At 48.6% G+C, this 19,826-nt stretch carries 13 protein-coding genes and 1 tRNA gene; 12 read left to right on the top strand and 2 right to left on the bottom strand.

Features of this window, described 5'->3' with window-relative positions; translation table 11 throughout:
• Positions 1 to 109: 109 nt before the first annotated feature.
• The 6 genes from IT415_01060 (at position 110) to IT415_01035 (ending at position 6,438) form a co-directional block, all read left to right on the top strand.
• Positions 110 to 1,303 carry a tyrosine--tRNA ligase gene (locus tag IT415_01060; GenBank protein ID MCC7543280.1) on the top strand — a complete coding sequence of 398 codons (1,194 nt, stop codon included), beginning with the start codon at positions 110 to 112 and terminating at the stop codon, positions 1,301 to 1,303.
• Positions 1,300 to 3,339 (top strand): ATP-dependent DNA helicase RecG, encoded by a 2,040-nt coding sequence (gene recG / locus IT415_01055; GenBank protein ID MCC7543279.1) that lies wholly within the window; start codon positions 1,300 to 1,302, stop codon positions 3,337 to 3,339. Before IT415_01060 ends, recG begins: the two co-directional genes overlap by 4 nt.
• Positions 3,340 to 3,349: 10 nt before the next feature.
• The gene (locus IT415_01050; protein ID MCC7543278.1) at positions 3,350 to 4,138 is read left to right on the top strand and encodes a zinc dependent phospholipase C family protein; all 789 of its coding nucleotides are present in this window, start codon (positions 3,350 to 3,352) and stop codon (positions 4,136 to 4,138) included.
• Between the two features lie 6 nt (positions 4,139 to 4,144).
• Complete coding sequence (locus tag IT415_01045) at positions 4,145 to 4,690, top strand: RsmD family RNA methyltransferase (GenBank protein MCC7543277.1); 546 nt, start codon at positions 4,145 to 4,147, stop codon at positions 4,688 to 4,690.
• A 21-nt stretch (positions 4,691 to 4,711) separates the two neighbouring features.
• Positions 4,712 to 4,796, top strand: a tRNA-Leu gene (locus IT415_01040).
• Positions 4,797 to 5,163: 367 nt separating this feature from the next.
• Positions 5,164 to 6,438: a hypothetical protein gene (locus IT415_01035; protein MCC7543276.1), complete on the top strand. Its 1,275-nt coding sequence runs from the start codon at positions 5,164 to 5,166 to the stop codon at positions 6,436 to 6,438.
• Between the two features lie 339 nt (positions 6,439 to 6,777).
• Here IT415_01035 and IT415_01030 read toward each other — a convergent pair whose 3' ends face one another.
• Positions 6,778 to 7,803 carry a hypothetical protein gene (locus IT415_01030; GenBank protein MCC7543275.1) on the bottom strand — a complete coding sequence of 342 codons (1,026 nt, stop codon included), beginning with the start codon at positions 7,801 to 7,803 and terminating at the stop codon, positions 6,778 to 6,780.
• Positions 7,800 to 8,327 (bottom strand): hypothetical protein, encoded by a 528-nt coding sequence (locus IT415_01025; protein MCC7543274.1) that lies wholly within the window; start codon positions 8,325 to 8,327, stop codon positions 7,800 to 7,802. Before IT415_01025 ends, IT415_01030 begins: the two co-directional genes overlap by 4 nt.
• 460 nt (positions 8,328 to 8,787) lie before the next feature.
• On the opposite strand from IT415_01025, the gene tig reads away from it, so the two are divergent.
• From tig to IT415_00995, 6 genes are all read left to right on the top strand, one after another.
• Positions 8,788 to 10,065, top strand: a complete 1,278-nt coding sequence (gene tig / locus IT415_01020; protein ID MCC7543273.1) for a trigger factor — start codon at positions 8,788 to 8,790, stop codon at positions 10,063 to 10,065.
• A gap of 38 nt (positions 10,066 to 10,103) precedes the next feature.
• Positions 10,104 to 10,721, top strand: a complete 618-nt coding sequence (clpP, locus tag IT415_01015) for an ATP-dependent Clp endopeptidase proteolytic subunit ClpP (GenBank protein ID MCC7543272.1) — start codon at positions 10,104 to 10,106, stop codon at positions 10,719 to 10,721.
• A 56-nt stretch (positions 10,722 to 10,777) separates the two neighbouring features.
• Positions 10,778 to 12,025 carry an MFS transporter gene (locus IT415_01010; GenBank protein MCC7543271.1) on the top strand — a complete coding sequence of 416 codons (1,248 nt, stop codon included), beginning with the start codon at positions 10,778 to 10,780 and terminating at the stop codon, positions 12,023 to 12,025.
• A 286-nt stretch (positions 12,026 to 12,311) separates the two neighbouring features.
• Positions 12,312 to 15,800, top strand: a complete 3,489-nt coding sequence (locus IT415_01005) for a DNA-directed RNA polymerase subunit beta (GenBank protein MCC7543270.1) — start codon at positions 12,312 to 12,314, stop codon at positions 15,798 to 15,800.
• Positions 15,801 to 15,803: 3 nt separating this feature from the next.
• Entirely contained in the window at positions 15,804 to 19,586 is a 3,783-nt protein-coding gene (gene rpoC / locus IT415_01000; protein MCC7543269.1) for a DNA-directed RNA polymerase subunit beta', read from the top strand.
• A 36-nt stretch (positions 19,587 to 19,622) separates the two neighbouring features.
• The coding region (locus tag IT415_00995; protein MCC7543268.1) for a 30S ribosomal protein S12 at positions 19,623 to 19,826 on the top strand (204 nt) is incomplete at its 3' end.

The raw sequence follows: 19,826 nt of genomic DNA, 5'->3' as shown, positions 1-19,826 counted from the left end.
TTGCGTACCATATAGTGACCGTATTATATCATTTTTGCAGGAGATCGGCCTTCTTTTTGACGATATTTTTGTAGGGGCATAATCTGAAAAAATCTGATATCATACAGTTATGACAAAACTTTCTAAAAGCGAAAAGATCCAGCAAATCTTGGACCGTGGCGTCGAGCAGGTAATCGTACGCGAGGATCTCGAGCGCAAACTGCTTGGTCGTAAACCACTGCGGATCAAGATCGGCATAGATCCAACCGGGGATCGAATTCATATTGGGCATGCCATTATGTACTGGAAGCTGCGCGAACTACAGGAGCTTGGTCATCAAGTGATTATCCTTATCGGCGACTATACGGCTGTAGTTGGCGATAGTAGCGATAAAGATGCTGAACGTCAGATGCAGACCACTGAGCAAGTGAAACAGAATATGCGCACGTATCTCAAGCAGATTGGTCTGATTGTGGATCTAGAGCGGGCAGAGGTACGCTACAATTCAGAGTGGCTCAAGAAGCTGAGTTTTCTCGACGTATTGGAGCTTGCAAGCGAATTCAAGGTTGCTCAAATGCTTGAACGCGACAACTTTAGGGAGCGCTATGAGGCAGGTAAGCCAATTGGTCTGCAGGAGTTTTTGTACCCAGTGATGCAGGGCTATGATTCTGTGGCTTTGCATGCTGACTTGGAGCTCGGTGGTAATGATCAGCTCTTTAATGTATTGGCGGGTCGCACCTTACAGAAGCGTGCAGGCCAAGAGCCTCAGGCAGTTATGGTGATGGAGTTACTGATTGGTACCGATGGGAAAAAGATGAGCAAATCACAGCCGAACTGCATCTTTGTCACCGATACACCGCTTGATATGTACGGTAAGGTCATGGCACTCAATGATGAGTTGATCCCACATTACTTTAAGCTAGCTACGACTGTACGTCTGGATGTGATTGCGCAGATAGAGCAGAACTTATCTCAGGGCGATAATCCTCGAGACACTAAGGCTGCGTTGGCGCGTGAGATTGTTGCGCGCTACCATGGAGATGGTGCGGCAATTGATGCTGAAAATGCTTGGGAGAAGCAGTTTAGAAAAGGTGATATGCCCGACGAAATTGATGTTTATCGAGCAGACGATAAAGAGTTGGCAGATGGGATTGGCTTGCTTGCGAATGCCTTCGGTGTTACGAAGTCGGAAGTTCGTCGTTTGCTTGATCAAGGTGGCGTGAAGATTGATGGCGACGTGATCTCAGGAATGAGTGATCTAACCATCAAGTCGGGGACAATTGCTCAGCTTGGCAAGCGGCGCTTCAAAAAAATTCAAGTATGAGCTATCCGCTTGACACTCGACTAACACAACTTGCAGGTGTCGGCGAGGTGATTGATCGCCACTTGCGTTCAGTTGGGCTTAGTACCGTTGGCGATCTCCTGCAATACTATCCTCGACGGTATGATGATTACACTGCCCTTCGTCCGATTGACCAGCTTAAGCCAGGGCTCGTCAGCGTACGTGCTCGTGTAGATCTTGTACGCACACGTAAGAGTTTCAAACGCAGTCGCATGAGTCTGACCGAAGTGATTGTGAGTGATGGCACTGGCACATTGAAGCTGACCTGGTTTAATAGCCCCTGGGTGGTTAATCAGTTACATGAAGGTGATGAATATTTCTTTCTCGGTGAGCTGAAGTTTGCCGGAGGTACGTTTGGTATTACTCAGCCTACTTTTGAGTCAACTTCGACAAGTAAGCTTGCCGGCACGATCGTGGCCGTATATCCAGAGACACAGGACCTGAATAGTCGTTTGCTTCGGGATTTGGTTGCACAGGTTATAGATTCTGCCGATTTGCTCGAAGACCCATTACCCGATAAAGTGCGTGAGCAGTATGGTCTGAATTCTCTCGCGGAAACGGTTAGAGAGTTACATCTGCCGAAATCAACAGTTGCACTGGGACAAGCTAAGCATCGCATGGCTTTTGCAGAGCTTTTTTTACATATCGCTGCCAGTTTGGCGATCAAACATCAGGTTGCTACTGAGCAATCATTCGCGACCCCGTTTCACGAAGGATTGGCCAGAGACTTTGTCGGACAACTCGATTTTTCTCTTACCGATGACCAGCGTAAAGTAGCTTGGCAGATCTTTCATGATCTTGAGCGACTACATCCGATGAATCGCCTACTGGAAGGCGATGTAGGCTCGGGTAAGACTGTCGTAGCAGCTATGGCCGCGTTGATGGTGATCCGGGCTGGCTACCAGGTGGCGATTATGGTGCCGACCGATATATTAGCGCGCCAACATATCGAGTCTTTTCGGAAATTATTGAAGCCGTGGGCGGTACGGTCAGAGCTACTAACGAGTAAGTTGCCCTCTACGCGAAAACAAGATGTGCGGGCGCGATTGGCAAGTGGGGAGGTGCATCTTATTATTGGAACGCAGGCTTTGCTTACTAAGGACACAGTGTTCGCGGGGTTGGGCTTGGTGATCGTAGACGAACAGCATCGCTTTGGTGTCAATCAACGTCTCACGCTTAAAGACAAGGCGGGCCGATTGCCGCACGTACTCACTATGACCGCTACACCGATCCCGCGCAGTCTGGCGCTCGTGGTCTATGGTGATCTTGATATATCGCGAATTACTGAGTTGCCACCTGGGCGCAAACCTGTCAAGACCAAGGTGGTATTCGAAGATGATCGTGGAGCTGTGTACCGCCAGGTCGATGACCTGATCAGTGCGGGGCAGCAGGTATATATTGTCTGTCCTGCGATTGATGAATCTGATACCGGCGGCATGAAGGCGGCGAGCGAGGAATATAAGCGCTTGGAACACTCGGTATTTGCGCATCGCCGAATCGGGTTGGTGCACGGTAAACTTAAAGCCGACGAAAAGGCTGCCGTTATGGAGCAATTCGTGGCGGGGGGGCTAGATATATTGGTAGCCACGACGGTCATAGAGGTTGGTGTACATGTCGATCGGGCAAATGTCATGCTGGTCGAGCAGGCCGAGCGCTTTGGTTTGGCGACACTGCATCAGCTGCGGGGCCGCGTCGGGCGCAGTGGTGAGCAAGCGTATTGCTACTTATTTACGAATCGCAAAGACGACATCACGTTAGCTCGAGTGCGGGCGATTGAACGGACAATCGATGGATTTCGATTGGCACAAATCGATCTGGAGACGAGAGGTCCTGGTCAGCGCACCGGTACGAGGCAGTCTGGTCGAGTCGAGTTACAGTTCGCTCGTCTCGATGACGCGCCACTTATAGCCGAAGCGCGTGAAGCAGCTCAGGCTTTTCTAAATCAAGAAAATATCGTAAAATATCCATATACGTTCCGGCAGATAGATCGACTGAAGACAGTAACTTCGCTGGATTAGTAATCAAAATATGAACTCAGGATTTGCCTCATTCGCGACTCGTGGTCGCATCTCATACGCCGGCACGCACCAGAAACTTGATCGGGAAGCCTTTCGCATAATTGCCCCGATGATTAATCGTGCGCATTTTCCGCGCCGTACCGCTATCTTAAAGTTTGAGGGTTATGGCGGCCCGGATGGACTCAAGGTAAAAGGGAGCTACAATACTGATCATCTCTGGGATCCGGTCAACGAAATAGGGTTCTTGCCGAGCTGGATCTCATCGCATTACAAGAACTTAGTCGCCAGTCTCAAGCAAGAAGATTATGTCGAGGCAGCCTTTCATGCTGGCTTTGTTGCGCACTATATCACCGACTCACTGACACCTGCGCACCACTTGAGCTATAAGCTCATCGCTGAAGAATACGCAGAAGCCTCCAAGTTTACGCGTCGCTGGAAGACCTGGGGGAGCAAGGGCTGGAAGAGCTCTCACATCGCTTTTGAATCAGGTATCTCTACTGCGACCCTATTCTCGCCTCTGCGTGTGAAGCTGGATCTTGAGTTAGTCGAGCGAGTACGAGCACATGGTATCGAGCAGGTAATTAAAGAAGAGTCTCATAAAATCGCTAAGCTTGGTTTGTACGAAGAATTTATTGCGCATGGCTGGACCACGAAGCTTGCCAAGGCCGTGCGAGCGACCGTTGTGCCGCGTATTCCGCAGATGATCGCTGCTGCCTGGCTAGCGGCTTATCAAGAAGCCTGGTGCAAAGAGCCGGCGAAGAAATTGGCGACAACCAGGCCCAAGCCCGCGAAAGCGTAGTCCTTCATGACGAGCAAGCAACACACCACACGCATACTGGGTGGGACCTTGAAGTTTCGCACGATTAAGCAGCCGGGCGAGGGGACGCGACCGGTAGCACAAAAGATTCGGCAAGCAATCTTTGACACCCTGGGGCATGATCTTTCTGGTTTGCGAGCCGCAGATCTCTATGCTGGAAGTGGAGCGCTGGGATTTGAGGCATTGAGCTTGGGTGCCGAACGAGTCACGTTTGTTGAGCGTAGTGCTCAGGCAGTCCGTTTACTTGAGCAGTCGGCACATGAACTTGGGGTTGATGCGCAAGTACATGTCGCGCATCGCCCGGTTGAGACCGAGCTCGATCGTCTTGAGCAACAAGATATCATCTTCTTTGACCCGCCGTACGACGCGTGTGATCTGACGATTGCTGCCCGAGCTATCGAGAAGCTGTCCGATACAGGGGTGCTCGTCTTGTCGTGCTCAAGTCGACAGAAGTTGCCAGAGCAGCTAGGGGCTGCTAGCATGGTCAAGTCGCGGGTGTATGGAGCGACCCAAATCGCGTATTATAAGAAGTAGCTTGATAGTCAAGTAAAGCACGCGGATGTGGTGGAATTGGTAGACACGCCAGCCTTAGGAGCTGGTGCCGCAAGGCGTGAAGGTTCGAGTCCTTTCATCCGCACCATGAACGAACTTTTCGGGAAATTTGAGCGCATTTGCGCTCTTTTTTCTTTGGTTTTGCGGAGCAAAACCAAAGAAAAAGCCGCCCATTTGGGCGACAATTCCGCAAAAAGTTGCAATTTGGTGGAATTTTACAACTCCGCTAGAACCTATTTTGAGGAAAAATGTTAAACAAGGCAAGCCCCGCCGTTTGCCAGCCAAAGGCTGACCCGCCCCGCTAGCCCTGGATTTTGATTGTTTTTTGGATTTCCCCGCCGAATTTCTTTTTTTTCAACTGAGAAAATCCAGGTCTGTCGGGTCGGCTACCCAAAAGGGTAGAAACGGCTTGGTTTCCGCTAGTTTGATAGGTTGGTTTGTGCTATGCTTACCTTATGATTACAAAAATAAAGTTCACACTGGTTTCAATATTTGCGTTAGCAGTATCATTCATACCTTTTGCAACAGCTAAGGCGCAGGAAAGCCTAATATTTGGACAAAAACATGCGTACTCTGTTTTTGTGAAAAGCAATAAAGAGGCTTTTGTATTTGCAAGACTTGCGTTGACCAATCCCGACGAGTCGCCACTTACAAAAAGTTCGTTTACGTTATCAAATGCAAAAGCCTCTGAGATGTCCGTTTACCAAGTTGTCCTGCCTCAAGATTGTGCTCAGTATGACTACAGGTCAGGTAGTAATAAGTGCGTTCGCTACAAAGAACCAAGTTATACCCAAGATTATAGCTATTATGGCAGCGGCCATGGCGATACAAAGAACATAGAGTATCACAAAGTCACTTACCAGGAGTCTGGTGGCAAATATAGTTTTGATTTGCCAAAGACCGTTGAACCCCATAAGTCAACAGCCATAATCGTGATATACGCGACCAAAGACTATATAAGTAATTCTTTTGGTCGTTATACATTTAATTTTGAAACGTTGGCAGTTGAGCAACGAATTACTGAAGCAAATGTTGCAGTAACAGCAGAAACTGACTTCCAGTTAAAAAATCCCGATAAGTCATACGACTACCCATACTACGGTGGTCTTGAAAGTGGGGCGAACTTGTCAGCGAATAGTGCCCAGACGTCTTTTACCAACCCAGATATTGACAAGTTAGTATATAGTATTGGCGGACGAGGGCAGTTAAATAAGACTTTTAACAGCATAACGCCAAACGAAACAGTTAGTGTTAAAGGTATGTTTGCCAACAGTTGGTTTAAGTTATACCTGTTTGAGGTGTTGATGACCATTCTCGGTCTTGGCGGTTTCTTCGCGTTGCTTATTTTTCTCTCAAAGAAATACGGTGGGCGCATACGCCAAACAACCCAAACTAGTACGGTTAATAGCCAGTCAGTTCAAAATAGATTTACACTACTAGTTCCATTGTACTGGATTGCAAGTTTTGTCTCTGCACTTTTGGTCGGCGGACTCACCTTGGCTATAACCGCACTTGATAAGAATAATGCCCTTGACTTCCTCGACAACGCTTCACCAATCGTTGAGGTATTTACTGTTTTGATAGCTATAATTGTGTATCTGTTCGCAGTTATCGGACCGGCTATTTCTGTAGGCACTAGATATAAATGGAAAGCAGCCGTTACTGTTATCATATTACAGTTTATCTGGTATATAGCAGCTGCTTTATTGTTAGTCAGCTTATCAAACTAGCGGAAACCAAGCCGTTTCTACCCTTTTGGGTAGCCGACCCGACAGACCTGGATTTTCTCAGTTGAAAAAAAAGAAATTCGGTGGGGAAATCCAAAAAACAATCAAAATCCAGGGCTAGCGGGGCGGGTCAGCCTTTGGCTGGCAAACGGCGGGGCTTGCCTTGTTTAACATTTTTCCTCAAAATAGGTTCGAGCTTCGTTGTAAAAATCCACCAACAACGGGATTTTTCTAGAAATGTCGCTCTCTTGGGCGATTTTTTCTTTTGTATTTTTTAATTCTTGTCACAGGCAAAAATCACTTTCTGCGCCTTTTCGGAAAGCGGTTTTTTGGTCAAACAACCTAATTATTCACTGGTGTTTTGAAATATTTTTTGTTGATACTTGAAGCAATTGCGGCAGAACCAAGCAACCCAAGTGTTGCCAAAATCAGACTCGTGGTAACTCCGTAGCCGGAGAAATACTTGAACGATATTGTTATCACTGTAAGCACTAGAAAGAACGAGGCGTTGCCGAGCAAATGCTTGTTTTGCAAGATGATACTGAGATAGAACAGACCGAATACGCTTGCTATAAGCACTCCTGACCACAAAACTCCGTAGTCCGTAAAGTTGGAAGCATACATAGAGCCGAGTGCCAGAAATGCAGCAAACGAGTCAAGCGCATTATGTATCTTTTTTCTATCGGGATTCATTTTTGCGACAACTCTCGTCGCATATGCAAGTAATCCTGCTGAAACTATGAGTATTATTGTCCATACGTCCATTGGCACTTCTGCGTCCTTGAGAAATCCGAATAGTAACGCTGGAAAAGAAGCTACACAGAGTAACACGCCGAGTAAAAGGGTCAAATTACGCTTGATAAGCCTATCAAAGCCAAGATGAACTCCGCCGACGACAGCAAGCATAATTGCTCCTGGTATAAAGTTTACTTCGTCAAAACCACCAATAAGCTCATTGGTAACTATGTAACCACCTACAACAATACAGAGTGAGCCTGTCAAAAGCAGAGCGTTAATTAAGCCTTTTCTGACATCACTTTGGACTTCACTTTGAATCAGATAGTAAGCTATTGACCATAGGCCTATGCCGATGCCTGCGCTTAAGAGGATATGAACAATTGCATTACCATCGTTCCACGATTGAACGATGATAGACATTATTGCCGAGAAAAGCACAGCTCCTGCGATGTAGAACATTACATCAACGGTGGAGAGTTTTTCTGGTTTTTCGGCTGGTTCTTCCTGCGGTTGCACAATTGCCGGGGTAGGTCTTGGAGTATGCACAAAAGCCTTTAGATCGTTCTCTGTGAGTACGCCAGCAGTCAAACTTTGTTGTATTTCGGCAAGTAATTCTTGTTTGTCTTTCATTTATTGACCCAGCCTAGAAACTTAATATCGCTTGAGTAGTACGAATCATTGGTTGATAGTTCAACTTTTTTCTTTTTTGCTCCGTTTTTCAGATACCAGCCCTCGTCATAATCACCCCAAAATAGGAAACCACTGTCTGAGCTTTCTCTCGTAACGCTGTAGCCGTCAGGAGATTTTGACGATGTGTTTAGCTGGTACTTCTTGGCTTCCTCTAACGTGAGGGTTCTGGTGGAATCATTTTTTGCATCGTAATAGCGAAGGCTTGCGATGCGGTCGTAATAATCATAGTTTGAGGAGTTAGGGTAGTCTAGTGATACATAACCCGATGAATCAACGGTGTATCTGTTTTTGCAGCGATAATCATCACAGGTAGAGTAGATAAAATCAGTTTTTGGATTGGCAAAAAGGCTTGGTAAGTATATGACTGTTGCTGCAAAAACCGCTATTCCTATCGGAATCGCAAACAGCAACAAAAGGTCTTTCAAATGATTAGGCTTAGATGTGATCGTTTGCTGATTAGCCATAATATAACTTACTAACTAAGATTTTAGCATAAGAAGTCAAAAATAAAACCTCCATTTCCGAGTTGAGCCCCGCCGCAGCGGGCAGGCTTGCTCGCTAGGCGGCGTGGTTCGGGTATTTTCTTGGAAATAGGCTCTAACTTCGTTGTAGATAGACACTAATAATGACCTATACTCCATTCAATGAAAAAATATTACTAGCATTTCTAAATCATGCTACTTTACTGGCTATGGCCCTGACCGGCTCTTATAGTTTTTCAGCTCGTGACGGATATTAGTATAGGCGCCTTAAACGGCGCTCCGGAAACTGGCTGGGGATTAATCTTTGCTTTAGGAATATTGATCGCATTCTTTTTGCCAGCCCTAATAACTTTTCTTGTCACACGAAAGTTTCTTAAACACTAGCACTCCGTACTCACGAGTGCTAGTTTTTTTATCCACAGTTTGGTAAAATATTTCTACTATGACTAAAGCTACTATCGAAAAACAAAGCGCTGCTGACGTCGAGCTCAAGATCGTCGTTAGTGCCAAAGAACTCCAAGATGCTAAGGCTGCTGTGCTCGCAGAAGCTAAAAAAGACATGAAGATCTCCGGCTTCCGTCCAGGACAGGCACCAGACGCAATTGCCGAGCGAAATATGGACGCCGCCAAGCTCCAACTCGAAGTAGTCGAAAAAGTCCTCGCCGCGACATTTACCGAAGCCGTCCAGGGGCATGGGCTGAAGACTCTTGCGCAGCCAAAGGTCGATGTCAAAAAATTCGTGCCGTGGGATGAGCTTGAATACGAGGCCAAAGTAGCAGTGCTTCCAGAAATTACCTATGACTATACGAAACTAAAAGTGAAGTACGACGAAGTCAAGCTCGATGAAGAAGAAGTCGACACAGCACTCGAAAACCTCCAGCAGCAGTTTGCAGACCGCAAGAGCGTCAAGCGAGCCGCAAAGCTTGGTGATGAAGTGCGTATGGACTTCAAGGGCGTGCGGGAAGGAACTCCTGTTGAGGGTGCAGCCGGTCAAAATAGTATGCTTGTGCTCGGGAGTGGCCGATTTATCCCAGGTTTTGAGGATGAGATAGTTGGGATGAAGAAGGGTGACAAGAAAAGCTTTGATATTACTTTTCCAATAGATTACCACGCCACAGATCTCGCCGGCAAAAAAGTTACTTTTACTGTGACCGTGAATGAAGTGCGTGAAGTCGAGACTCTGAAGCTCGACGATGAGTTTGCGAAAAAAGTTGGTGGGTTTAAGAAGCTCAATGAGCTCAAGGAAGATATTCGCAAGAATCTGCAAGAGGGTAAGGATAATGAAGCTGGCCGTGCCTACGAAGCTGCCGTACTTGCCCAAGCAGTCAAGCAGACGAAGGTCGTGATTAGTGAACTGCTGGAAGACGAGCAATATCAAGAAATCAAGCACGAACTTGAAGAGCAGGTCAAAAGCTCAGGTATGGAGCTTGATGATTGGCTGAAGATCCAGAAGAAGGACGAGAAAGTTTTCAAGCAAGAGCTCCACGACGAAGCTAAGCGCCGTATTGGTGTGGGCCTTATCATCCGTGATGTGATCGAAAAGCAAAAGTTTGAGATTCGGGTTGATGAAGTGCAAGATCAGATTGAGAAAATGCGTATGACGTACACTGACCCTGAGGTACTTGAGCATCTTGATCATGATCACTTCAAGAATGACGTCGCCAATCGCCTGCTGACCCAAAAAGCAGTTGATTGGTTGTGTGAACAGGCCAAAAAATAGCGTTACAATAGACTAAAGCTGACTAAACCGGAGGGCATATGGATTCTACGATTCGTAATTCAATCTTAGTACCGACAGTAATCGAGAAGACTTCGATGGGCGAGCGAGCCTATGATATCTATTCGCGTTTGCTCAAGGAGCGCATAGTGTTTCTCGGTACTGCCGTCGACGATACGGTCGCAAATCTCATTATCGCTCAACTCCTCTTTCTCGAGAGTGAGGATAAAAATGCCGATATCACGCTGTATATCAACTCCCCGGGTGGCAGTGTGACGGCTGGCCTGGCAATTTTTGATACGATGGAGCACATAAAGCCAGCAGTGTCGACAATTTGTGTCGGGCTAGCTGCGTCGATGGGCGCTTTTCTTCTCGCTATGGGTGAAAATGGCAAGCGTTTTGCGCTACCAAATAGCCGAGTAATGATTCATCAGCCTTCCGGTGGATTCGAAGGAACTGCAGCCGACATCGAGATTACTGCCAAGGAGATTCTCAAGACTCGCGAGAAGCTCAATCAAATGATTGCAGACCGATCAGGTCAGTCGGTTGAACGAGTAGCCACAGACTCTGATCGCGATTATTGGATGAGCGCTGACGAGGCCGCTGAATATGGCCTGGTCGACAAAGTGGTTACCAAAAAACCTGACAAGAGCTCATAGCCCTTCGTGCGTGCGTGTATTTCGGATACAATAGAACGTAATGGGTGACCAAATACATGTATCGTGAAGTTTTAAAAAATCGAAACTTTCTTAAGCTATGGGGCGCACAAGTCGCCAGCCAAGTGGCTGCGCAACTTCTCAACTATGGATTGATCATCCATATTTATGAGCTTGCAAAAGGCACCCGCTTTGCCAGTAGTTCGGTTTCGTTGTTTATCGTGGCGATCGGGATTCCAGCGGTACTTTTTGCTGTCCCTGCTGGCGCGTATGCCGACCTCCGCGATCGTAAGCGTATCTTGAATTGGGCAAATGCATTACGTGCGCTGTTGGTACCTTTTTTCATTCTCTTCGATGGCCAGTTGGCGGCTGTTTATGCCTTAGCTTTGGTAGTTTCTATCTTCTCTCAATTCTTCGTGCCTGCTGAAGGTGCCGCGTTGCCGCGGCTTGTCAAAGAAGAACACTTGCCGATCGCAAACTCGTTCTTTGTCTTTACGCTTAACGCTAGTTTTATCATCGGCTACTCTCTGGCCGCCCCAATTATCAGTCGATATGGAGTTCATGCAGTTTATGCGGGCGTTACGGTTGCTTTTGTAATTGCCTTACTGCTTACCATGACGCTCCCACAGATGAAACCACCAAAGATGGTGAAGTTTGAATTTGTAGCCACCTATCGAGCGATCATAAAAGACCTGCGCCTACATTTTACGAAGATTATTCGTGAAGAAACCCTGCTTTTCCCAATATTATTGATCTCGATCGCTCAAACGATAGTGGGTATCATTGCTGCGCTCGCGCCAGCAATGTCGCAGCAGCTTTTTGATAAGGGCCTGGCTGAGACAAGTCATTTTCTGGTTCTACCGGCGGGAGTTGGCTTGATTATCGGATCGGTTATCGCGGGGAAGCTACTTCAATCGCAAAGTAAGGTTCGAGTCATATTTATTGCACTGTTCTTAGCTGCTGGTCTGCTGGGCGCTATGGTGCTCCTACCATTGTTGGCAGAAGTATTGCCTGTTGGGCCAGTTACTGCTGTGCTTACTTTTGGCATGGGCTTATTAAACGCTGGGATTTTGGTTGCAGCACAGACATTGCTTCAGCTAGCATCCACCGATAGCTTGCGCGGACAGATCTTCGGAACACTGAATATGATGATAAATATCGCCGCACTTCTGCCAGTATTCGTCGCCGGGTTATTGGCTGACTTCTTCTCGCCTTTGAGCGTGGTGGGGGCGATCGGAGGAATGTTATTCCTCATGGGCCTAATTTTCTTAAAAGTATTCGGTAAAATATCGCCAAAATATGCTTGACACGTATCTGTTTTTGCCTCAGAATAAGGGGTAAGAGGATGCTTAAACTTATACGCTAAACCCGAAAGCTGCTTTATTTCGCGTGGTCGCGTATTTTTGCGTTTAGATACCCCTCGGTCGCCATTTCATCTCACAGCTTGTTTTACTTAACTCATGAGTTAAATCGACATATAGACACTTTTTTCGCTCTCGTTTTCTTCGAGAGAGTGTAGGCGTCACGCTCGGTATAGTCAGGAGTATTGAAGCAGGCCGTCAGATATCACACCAAATCTAACGGAGCCACGTCATGCCTCAAAAAAGCCAACGCGTGTACCTTTCATCTCATCAGGATCTTCTGCCAATTCCGAATCTGGTAGAGATTCAGCACACCAGTTACAACTGGTTTGTGCGAGAAGGACTCGCTGAATTATTCGAAGAAATTAGTCCAATAGAGGACTTTACCGGCAAGCTCTACGCCCTTTCATTCAAAGACTATTACTTCGAGGAGCCAAAAATCACCGAAGTAGAAGCAAAAGAGAAAAATGCGACCTACGAAGCTAGCTTGCGAGCTAACCTCGAACTATTAATTAAAGAAACTGGCGAAGTAAAAATCCAAGAGATATTCTTGGGCGACTATCCAGTGATGACGAAGCGCGGTACCTACATCATCAATGGTGTTGAGCGTGTGGTAGTATCTCAGCTGGTGCGTAGCGCGGGAGTGTTCTTCACAAGCGACTCGGCGACCGGGTACTTTGGAGCCAAGATTATCCCTTCTCGCGGCGCTTGGCTCGAGATCGAGACGGCTGCGAATGGTGTGATGAGTGTGAAGATTGACCGCAAGCGTAAATTGCCTGTGACCACACTCTTGCGCGCTTTCGGGTATTCATCTGATAGCGATTTGTTGGAACTCTTCGCCGATGTGGATACTGGCGAAGTTCGTTTTATCTCAGAAACCATTGCTAAGGATGCCTCAAGCTCCACTGCTGAGGCTTTGATGGAAGTCTACAAGCGTATTCGCCCTGGTGATCTGGCTACGGTCGAAAACTCTAAGTCGCTGATCGACTCAATGTTCTTCGACTTCAAGCGTTACGATCTCTCGAAAGTTGGTCGCTATAAGCTCAATAAGCGACTCGGTCTCAATATTAAGAATACTCGCGCCAACCGCACGCTGCGTGTCGAAGACTTCGTAGCTATCGTCAAAGAAGCTATCACCATGACGAACGAAAAGCGTCCGAGCGAAGATATCGACCACCTCGGTAATCGTCGTCTCAAGATGGTTGGCGAGCTGATTCAGCAGCGTTTTCGCGTTGGTATCGCGCGCATGGAGCGCATCGTCAAGGATCGTATGTCGGTCGCAGATCCGACGGCTGTAACCCCAGCCCTACTCGTAAACGTACGTCCAATCGTTGCGAGCGTAAAGGAATTCTTCGCTTCACACCAACTCTCACAGTTCTTGCAGCAGACCAACCCACTGGATGAAATCGTTCACAAGCGCCGTCTCAACGCGATGGGTCCGGGCGGTTTGAACCGCGAGCGAGCCGGCTTTGAAGTGCGTGACGTGCACCGTACTCACTACGGTCGCATTTGTCCGATCGAAACTCCGGAAGGACCGAATATCGGTCTGGTTTCAACCATGGCAAGCTATGCCAAGGTCAACGACTACGGGTTTATCGAAACTCCATACCTGAAGGTCGTGAATAGCATTTCTGCAGACAGGGCTGTTGGCGAAATCGCTCGCCGTCAGATCAAGGACGCTAAGGGCACTGTCATCGCAAAAGCTGGTGACACCATTACCGCCACTCAAGCTAAGGCGCTTGCGAAGCTTGGTGAAGAAGTCCCGGTGAAGGCTCGTGTCACAAAAGAAGTTGTGTTGCTTGATGCATTCGATGAAGAGCGAGCGGTGATTGCTCCAGCCAATATCCGCATTGACGAGAAGGGCTACTTTGTAGATGCTGTCGTGTCGGCTCGAGGTGTTGGCGGTGAAGCTGCAGAGCTCAACGCTGATGAAGTGCAGTACATGGATATTTCTTCGATCCAGACTGTCGGTGTCTCAGCAGCTCTCATTCCGTTCATGGAACACGACGATGCTCGTCGCGCGCTGATGGGTGCAAACATGCAAAAGCAAGCTGTAGCCCTCGTGAAGCCACAAGCCCCAGTTGTTGGTACTGGTGTAGAAGCGAAGGTAGCGGCTGACTCTGGTCAGGTCATTCTTGCAGAAGATGATGGTGAAGTGGTGCGTGCTAGTGCTCAAGAAATCGTAGTGAAGTACAAGAAGGGTGGCGAAAAGACCTACGAGCCGCAGACCTTCATTCGCTCAAACCAGGGTGCAGCGATGACACAGCGCACACTCGTGAAGGGTGGCGATAAGGTGAAGAAGGGCGATGTACTAGCTGATGGTATGTCGACTCGTGATGGTGAGCTCGCTCTCGGTCAAAACGTCCTAGTGGCTTTCATGGCCTTTGACGGTAATAACTTCGAAGACGCGATTATTCTTTCAGAGCGTCTCGTACAGGACGATCGCTATAGCTCAATCCACATTGAGACCCACCAGATGGATGTACGCGACACCAAGCTCGGTCCAGAAGTGGTTACGCGCGACATCCCAAATGTCGGCGATGAAGCGCTCAAGGATCTCGATGAAGGTGGTATCATTCGCATCGGTGCGGAAGTAACGGCAGGAGATATCCTCGTCGGTAAGATTAGTCCGAAGGGCGAGACCGAGCTTAGCTCAGAAGAGCGCCTCTTACGTGCGATCTTTGGTGAGAAGGCACGCGAGGTGAAAGACACCAGCTTGCGTATGCCAAACGGTAGCTCCGGTAAAGTCGTCGGTGTAAAGATTCTTTCGGCAGAAAACGGTGACGAGCTTCCATCGGGCGTCATGCAACAGATCTATGTCGCTGTTGCGCAGCTTCGTAAGATTCAGGTCGGTGACAAGATGGCCGGACGACACGGAAACAAGGGTGTGATCTCTAAGATTATGCCCGTCGAAGATATGCCGTATCTCGAAGACGGTACACCAGTTGACATCGTCTTGAACCCTCTCGGTATCGGTGCTCGTATGAATGTCGGTCAGCTCCTCGAGACCCATCTCGGTTGGGCTGCTCAGGCGCTCGGCTATAAAGTAGCTAGCCCAGTACTTGATGGTGTGACTATCGATCAAATTAAGGAAGAGCTTAAGAAAGCCGGTCTACCTGAAGACGGTAAGGCTCAGCTCTACCACGGTTTCACTGGTGAACCATTCGACCAGAAAACTACGATTGGCTACAAATATATGCTGAAGCTGCATCACATGGTCGATGACAAGATTCACGCTCGCTCGACCGGTCCATACGCCATGGTCACCCAGCAGCCGCTTGGTGGTAAGGCAATGATGGGTGGTCAGCGCTTTGGTGAGATGGAAGTGTGGGCACTTGAAGCCTACGGTGCATCGCACAGCCTTCAAGAGATTCTCACTATCAAGTCAGACGACGTCATCGGTCGCTCGAAGGCCTATGAGTCAATCATTAAGTCAGAAGAGATTAAGGGGCCACGTGTTCCAGAGAGCTTCAATGTGCTCGTCAAGGAGCTTCAGGCACTCGGTATGGGTGTTGAGCTCGAACGTGACCATACGATTCTCGACGCTGACGACGCGCTCGATAAGGCAACCGTTCAGGAGTCAAATGATCTCGGAAACGAAGAACTGATTACCGGCGTTGATTCTGAAGGGATCGTAGATCTCGAATCTAGCGGTGCGATTGACGACTTTGAGGTATTGGCAGAGTCTAAACCAATTGATGGAAAGGAAGAGGAGGTCTAAATCATGCAACAGCAAGATATATCGCAAAACGTGATTGACTTCTCGGCTATTCGATTGACTGTCGCTAGCCCAGAGCAAATACTTGACTGGAGTCACGGTGAAGTCACCAAGCCAGAAACAATCAACTATCGTACGCAGAAGCCAGAAAAAGACGGCCTCTTCTGTGAGAAGATCTTTGGGCCCACCAAGGACTGGCAGTGTTACTGTGGTAAATATAAGGGCATTCGCTATAAAGGTATCGTTTGTGATAAGTGTGGCGTTTTGGTTACGCGCTCAATCGTTCGTCGTGAGCGCATGGGACACATCCATCTTGCCGTACCCGTAACTCACATCTGGTACTTGCGCGGCACGCCAAGCTCAATTGGTACACTCTTGAATATGGGCGTGCGTGACCTCGAGCGCGTAACGTACTTCGCAAACTTCATCGTCATGAATGTCGACGCAGATGCGCGCAAGAATGCACTTGAAGATCTTTCGAGTGATTATCAGGGTCGCTGCAAAGAGCTCCTCGCAAAGCACGAAGCAAAGGATGATAGTACCCTGACTGAAGAGGCTCAGAAGGAGTTGTCTGATCTCGAGATGAACTACATCCAAGCTAAGAACGAGCTCGAAGGCCTCTCGAAGTACCAACTCCTTCCAGAAGGCACCTATCGTGATTTGAACATTAAGTTTGGACACGTCTTTAAGGCCGGTATCGGCGCAGAAGCTATTCGTGAGCTGCTCTCAGAGATTGACCTCGAACAGCTCGCTAAGGATCTGACCGAAGAAGGCGCAACCACTACTGGACAGCGTAAGCGCAAGGCCCTCAAGCGTCTGAAGACTGTCGAAGGCATGCTCCAGGCTGGTCTCAAGCCAGAGTGGATGGTTATCTCGGAACTACCAGTTATCCCACCAGATCTTCGCCCGATGGTGCAGCTTGACGGTGGTCGCTTCGCCGCATCTGACCTCAACGATCTCTACCGCCGAGTCATTAACCGCAACAACCGTTTGAAGAAACTTTTCGATCTCGATGCCCCAGAAGTTATCTGTCGTAACGAAAAGCGCATGCTCCAAGAAGCTGTTGACGCTCTAATGGACAACAACTCACGCCGCGAACGTGCAGTCACTGCGGTCGGTGGATCACGTAAGAAGCTCAAGAGCCTCACAGATCTCCTCAAGGGTAAGCAGGGTCGCTTCCGTCAGAACCTGCTTGGTAAGCGCGTTGACTACTCGGGACGATCGGTAATCGTCGTTGGTCCACACTTGAAGCTTGATGAATGTGGTATCCCAAAGATGATGGCGCTCGAACTCTTCAAGCCATTCGTTATCTCGCAACTCATCGCAAAAGAATACGCGCACAATGTGAAGAGTGCTGCTCGCATGATCGAACGCGCTCGCACTGAAGTGTGGGATACACTCGAAGAAGTCATTACCGGTAAGTACGTGCTCCTAAACCGTGCTCCTACCTTGCACCGTTTGTCGATCCAGGCTTTCAAGCCAGTATTGATCGAAGGTAAGGCGATCCAGCTGCACCCTCTCGTATGTTCGGCTTTCAACGCTGACTTCGACGGTGACCAGATGGCGGTACACGTCCCATTGTCTGATGCCGCACAGAAAGAAGCACGCGAGATTATGCTCTCGTCAAACAACCTTCTGAAGCCAGCTAGCGGTGAGCCAATCATCAACCCATCGCACGAAATTGTATTGGGCTGCTTCTACATGACTAGCCTCAAAGATGGCCTTAAGGGCGAAGGGAAAGCTTTTGCCGATGCAGATGAAGCGATCATGGCCCACCAAGAAGACGCAATTCACTTGCGTGCCACGATTAGGGTGAAGATGGATGGTCAGTTGATCGAGACAAGCGCTGGTCGTCTGCTTTTCAACGAAATCCTTCCAGAAGGCCTCAGCTTCAAGAATGATGCTATGACCAAGTCGAAGCTCAAGTCGGTACTCGCTGAAGTATTCACGAAAGCTGGTGGTCCTGAGACCGCACGTGTCGCAGATGCGATCAAGGACACGGGCTACAAATATGCGACCGAATCTGGCTTCTCCTTGGGAATGGATGATCTTTCAACTCCTACTGAGAAGATTCGGTTGCTTGACGAGGGTGAGAAGAGGGCACAGGCCGTGACGGCTCAGTACCAGCAAGGGCTCATCACTAATGAAGAGCGCAAAGAACGTACTGTCGAGATCTGGAAAGAGGTAGGCGAACAGATTGAAGCTGAACTCACGAAGGCCCTGGATCCAAACCAGTCAACGTTAGCTATGGACATTGAATCCGGCGCACGTGCGACTGTCGGTCAAGCAAACCAGATGGCTGGTATGAAAGGCTTGGTATTGAACTCGACAGGCGCCACCATTGAGCTTCCGGTGAAGAGCAACTACAAAGAAGGTTTGAACATTCTTGAATACTTCATCTCATCTCACGGTGCTCGTAAGGGTCTTACAGACACTGCGCTGAAGACTGCAGAATCTGGATACCTGACTCGTCGCTTGGTCGATGTGGCTCAGGATGTGTTGATTGCAGCCGAAGATTGTGGTGATACAGAAGGATACGCAGTGCTCCTCGCAGAAGCTCAAGCTGCCGGACAGGACTCGCTCGCTCCATGGATCGTCGGGCGTTATGTCGCTCAGGACGTAAAAGATGGGCGCAAGGTCATCGTGAAGTCTGGGGCATTGGTTACCGATGAGCTGGCACGCGAAGTGGCTGCGGCCGGTATCGAGACAGTCGTCATCCGATCGATCATGAAGTGTACTCTTGCATGGGGCGTATGTAAGCACTGTTATGGTGTTGACCTCGCTCGCGGTCGTGAAGTTGAGCTTGGTGAAGCAGTTGGTATTATGGCTGCTCAGTCAATTGGTGAGCCAGGAACGCAGCTTACCATGCGTACCTTCCATGCTGGCGGTGTAGCTTCTGCTGCCGACATTACCCAGGGTCTGCCACGTGTCGACGAAATCTTTGAAGCGCGTAGCCCGCGCGGTGAAGCAATTCTTGCCGAAGTAGATGGTTGCGTGGTTGTAAAGTCTCATGACAACAAGCAGTCTATTCGCATTGCGCCTGTCGATATGAAGGTCACAGACTATGTTATCAAAGAAGGCATGAAGGCTGTAGTTAAATCTGGTGCGACCGTCAAGAAGGGCGATGTTCTGGCTGCCAATGAAACCGGTAAGCGTACGATCAAGGCCGGAGCTGATGGTATAGTCAAGGTTGGAAAGACTTCGATCGAACTGACGCACGAGGGTGGCAATGTGAAGGAATACACTATCCCTGATTATGTCACCTTGACCGTCAAGAATGGCGACCTCGTGACAGTCGGCCAGCGCATTACCGAGGGCTCTGTCAATCTCCAGGACATGCTCCGTCTCCAAGGCGAAGAAGCTGTACAGCGCTATATTGTGGACGAAGTGCAGGCGATTTATGCATCGCAAGGTCAGTCGATTGCTTCCAAACATATTGAAGTCATGATTCGCCAGATGTTTAGCCGCGTTCGTATCGAAGAGCCAAACGGCACTGATTTCATCTCGGGTGACATCGTATCAAAGACAGCGCTCAAAGAAGCCAACGCTGAAGCCATCTCGAAGAAAAAAGAACCCGCTACCTATGAGCAGCTCTTGATGCCGATTTCGAAGATCTCGATTAGCTCAAACAGCTGGCTCTCAGCCGCATCCTTCCAGGAGACGATGAAGGTATTGATCGGTGCAAGTTTGCGTGGCAAGACTGACCATCTCCGTGGCCTGAAAGAAAACGTCATCATCGGACGCCTGATCCCAGTAGGGACTGGCTTCCGACCGGATGACGAGAGTTGACCAGATAGGCTTAATCTGATAGGATGATCAAGTTATATGCCAACAATCAATCAACTCATTCGAAAACCACGCAGCGCAGCCCGCAAGAAGAGCAAGTCGCCTGCACTGCAACGCAATCTCAACGCCTTGAAGGGGCGTACGACTACCCAGTCGTCACCCTTCAAGCGAGGAGTGTGCACAAAGGTATTCACGCAGACCCCAAAGAAGCCGAATTCAGCACTTCGTAAGGTGGCTCGTGTT

It is taken from the genome of bacterium (genome assembly GCA_020854115.1).
GTDB lineage: Bacteria > Patescibacteriota > Saccharimonadia > CAILAD01.
The sequence above is the reverse complement of the archived record's forward strand: the minus strand, read 5'-3'. Positions and strand labels throughout refer to the sequence as shown.

Excerpts from the sequence above, each read along its gene's own strand:
- IT415_01060 (MCC7543280.1), top strand. The coding sequence starts at position 110 with ATGACAAAACTTTCTAAAAGCGAAAAGATCCAGCAAATCTTGGACCGT.
- recG (MCC7543279.1), top strand. The coding sequence starts at position 1,300 with ATGAGCTATCCGCTTGACACTCGACTAACACAACTTGCAGGTGTCGGC.
- IT415_01050 (MCC7543278.1), top strand. The coding sequence starts at position 3,350 with ATGAACTCAGGATTTGCCTCATTCGCGACTCGTGGTCGCATCTCATAC.
- IT415_01045 (MCC7543277.1), top strand. The coding sequence starts at position 4,145 with ATGACGAGCAAGCAACACACCACACGCATACTGGGTGGGACCTTGAAG.
- IT415_01035 (MCC7543276.1), top strand. The coding sequence starts at position 5,164 with ATGATTACAAAAATAAAGTTCACACTGGTTTCAATATTTGCGTTAGCA.
- IT415_01030 (MCC7543275.1), bottom strand. The coding sequence starts at position 7,803 with ATGAAAGACAAACAAGAATTACTTGCCGAAATACAACAAAGTTTGACT.
- IT415_01025 (MCC7543274.1), bottom strand. The coding sequence starts at position 8,327 with ATGGCTAATCAGCAAACGATCACATCTAAGCCTAATCATTTGAAAGAC.
- tig (MCC7543273.1), top strand. The coding sequence starts at position 8,788 with ATGACTAAAGCTACTATCGAAAAACAAAGCGCTGCTGACGTCGAGCTC.
- clpP (MCC7543272.1), top strand. The coding sequence starts at position 10,104 with ATGGATTCTACGATTCGTAATTCAATCTTAGTACCGACAGTAATCGAG.
- IT415_01010 (MCC7543271.1), top strand. The coding sequence starts at position 10,778 with ATGTATCGTGAAGTTTTAAAAAATCGAAACTTTCTTAAGCTATGGGGC.
- IT415_01005 (MCC7543270.1), top strand. The coding sequence starts at position 12,312 with ATGCCTCAAAAAAGCCAACGCGTGTACCTTTCATCTCATCAGGATCTT.
- rpoC (MCC7543269.1), top strand. The coding sequence starts at position 15,804 with ATGCAACAGCAAGATATATCGCAAAACGTGATTGACTTCTCGGCTATT.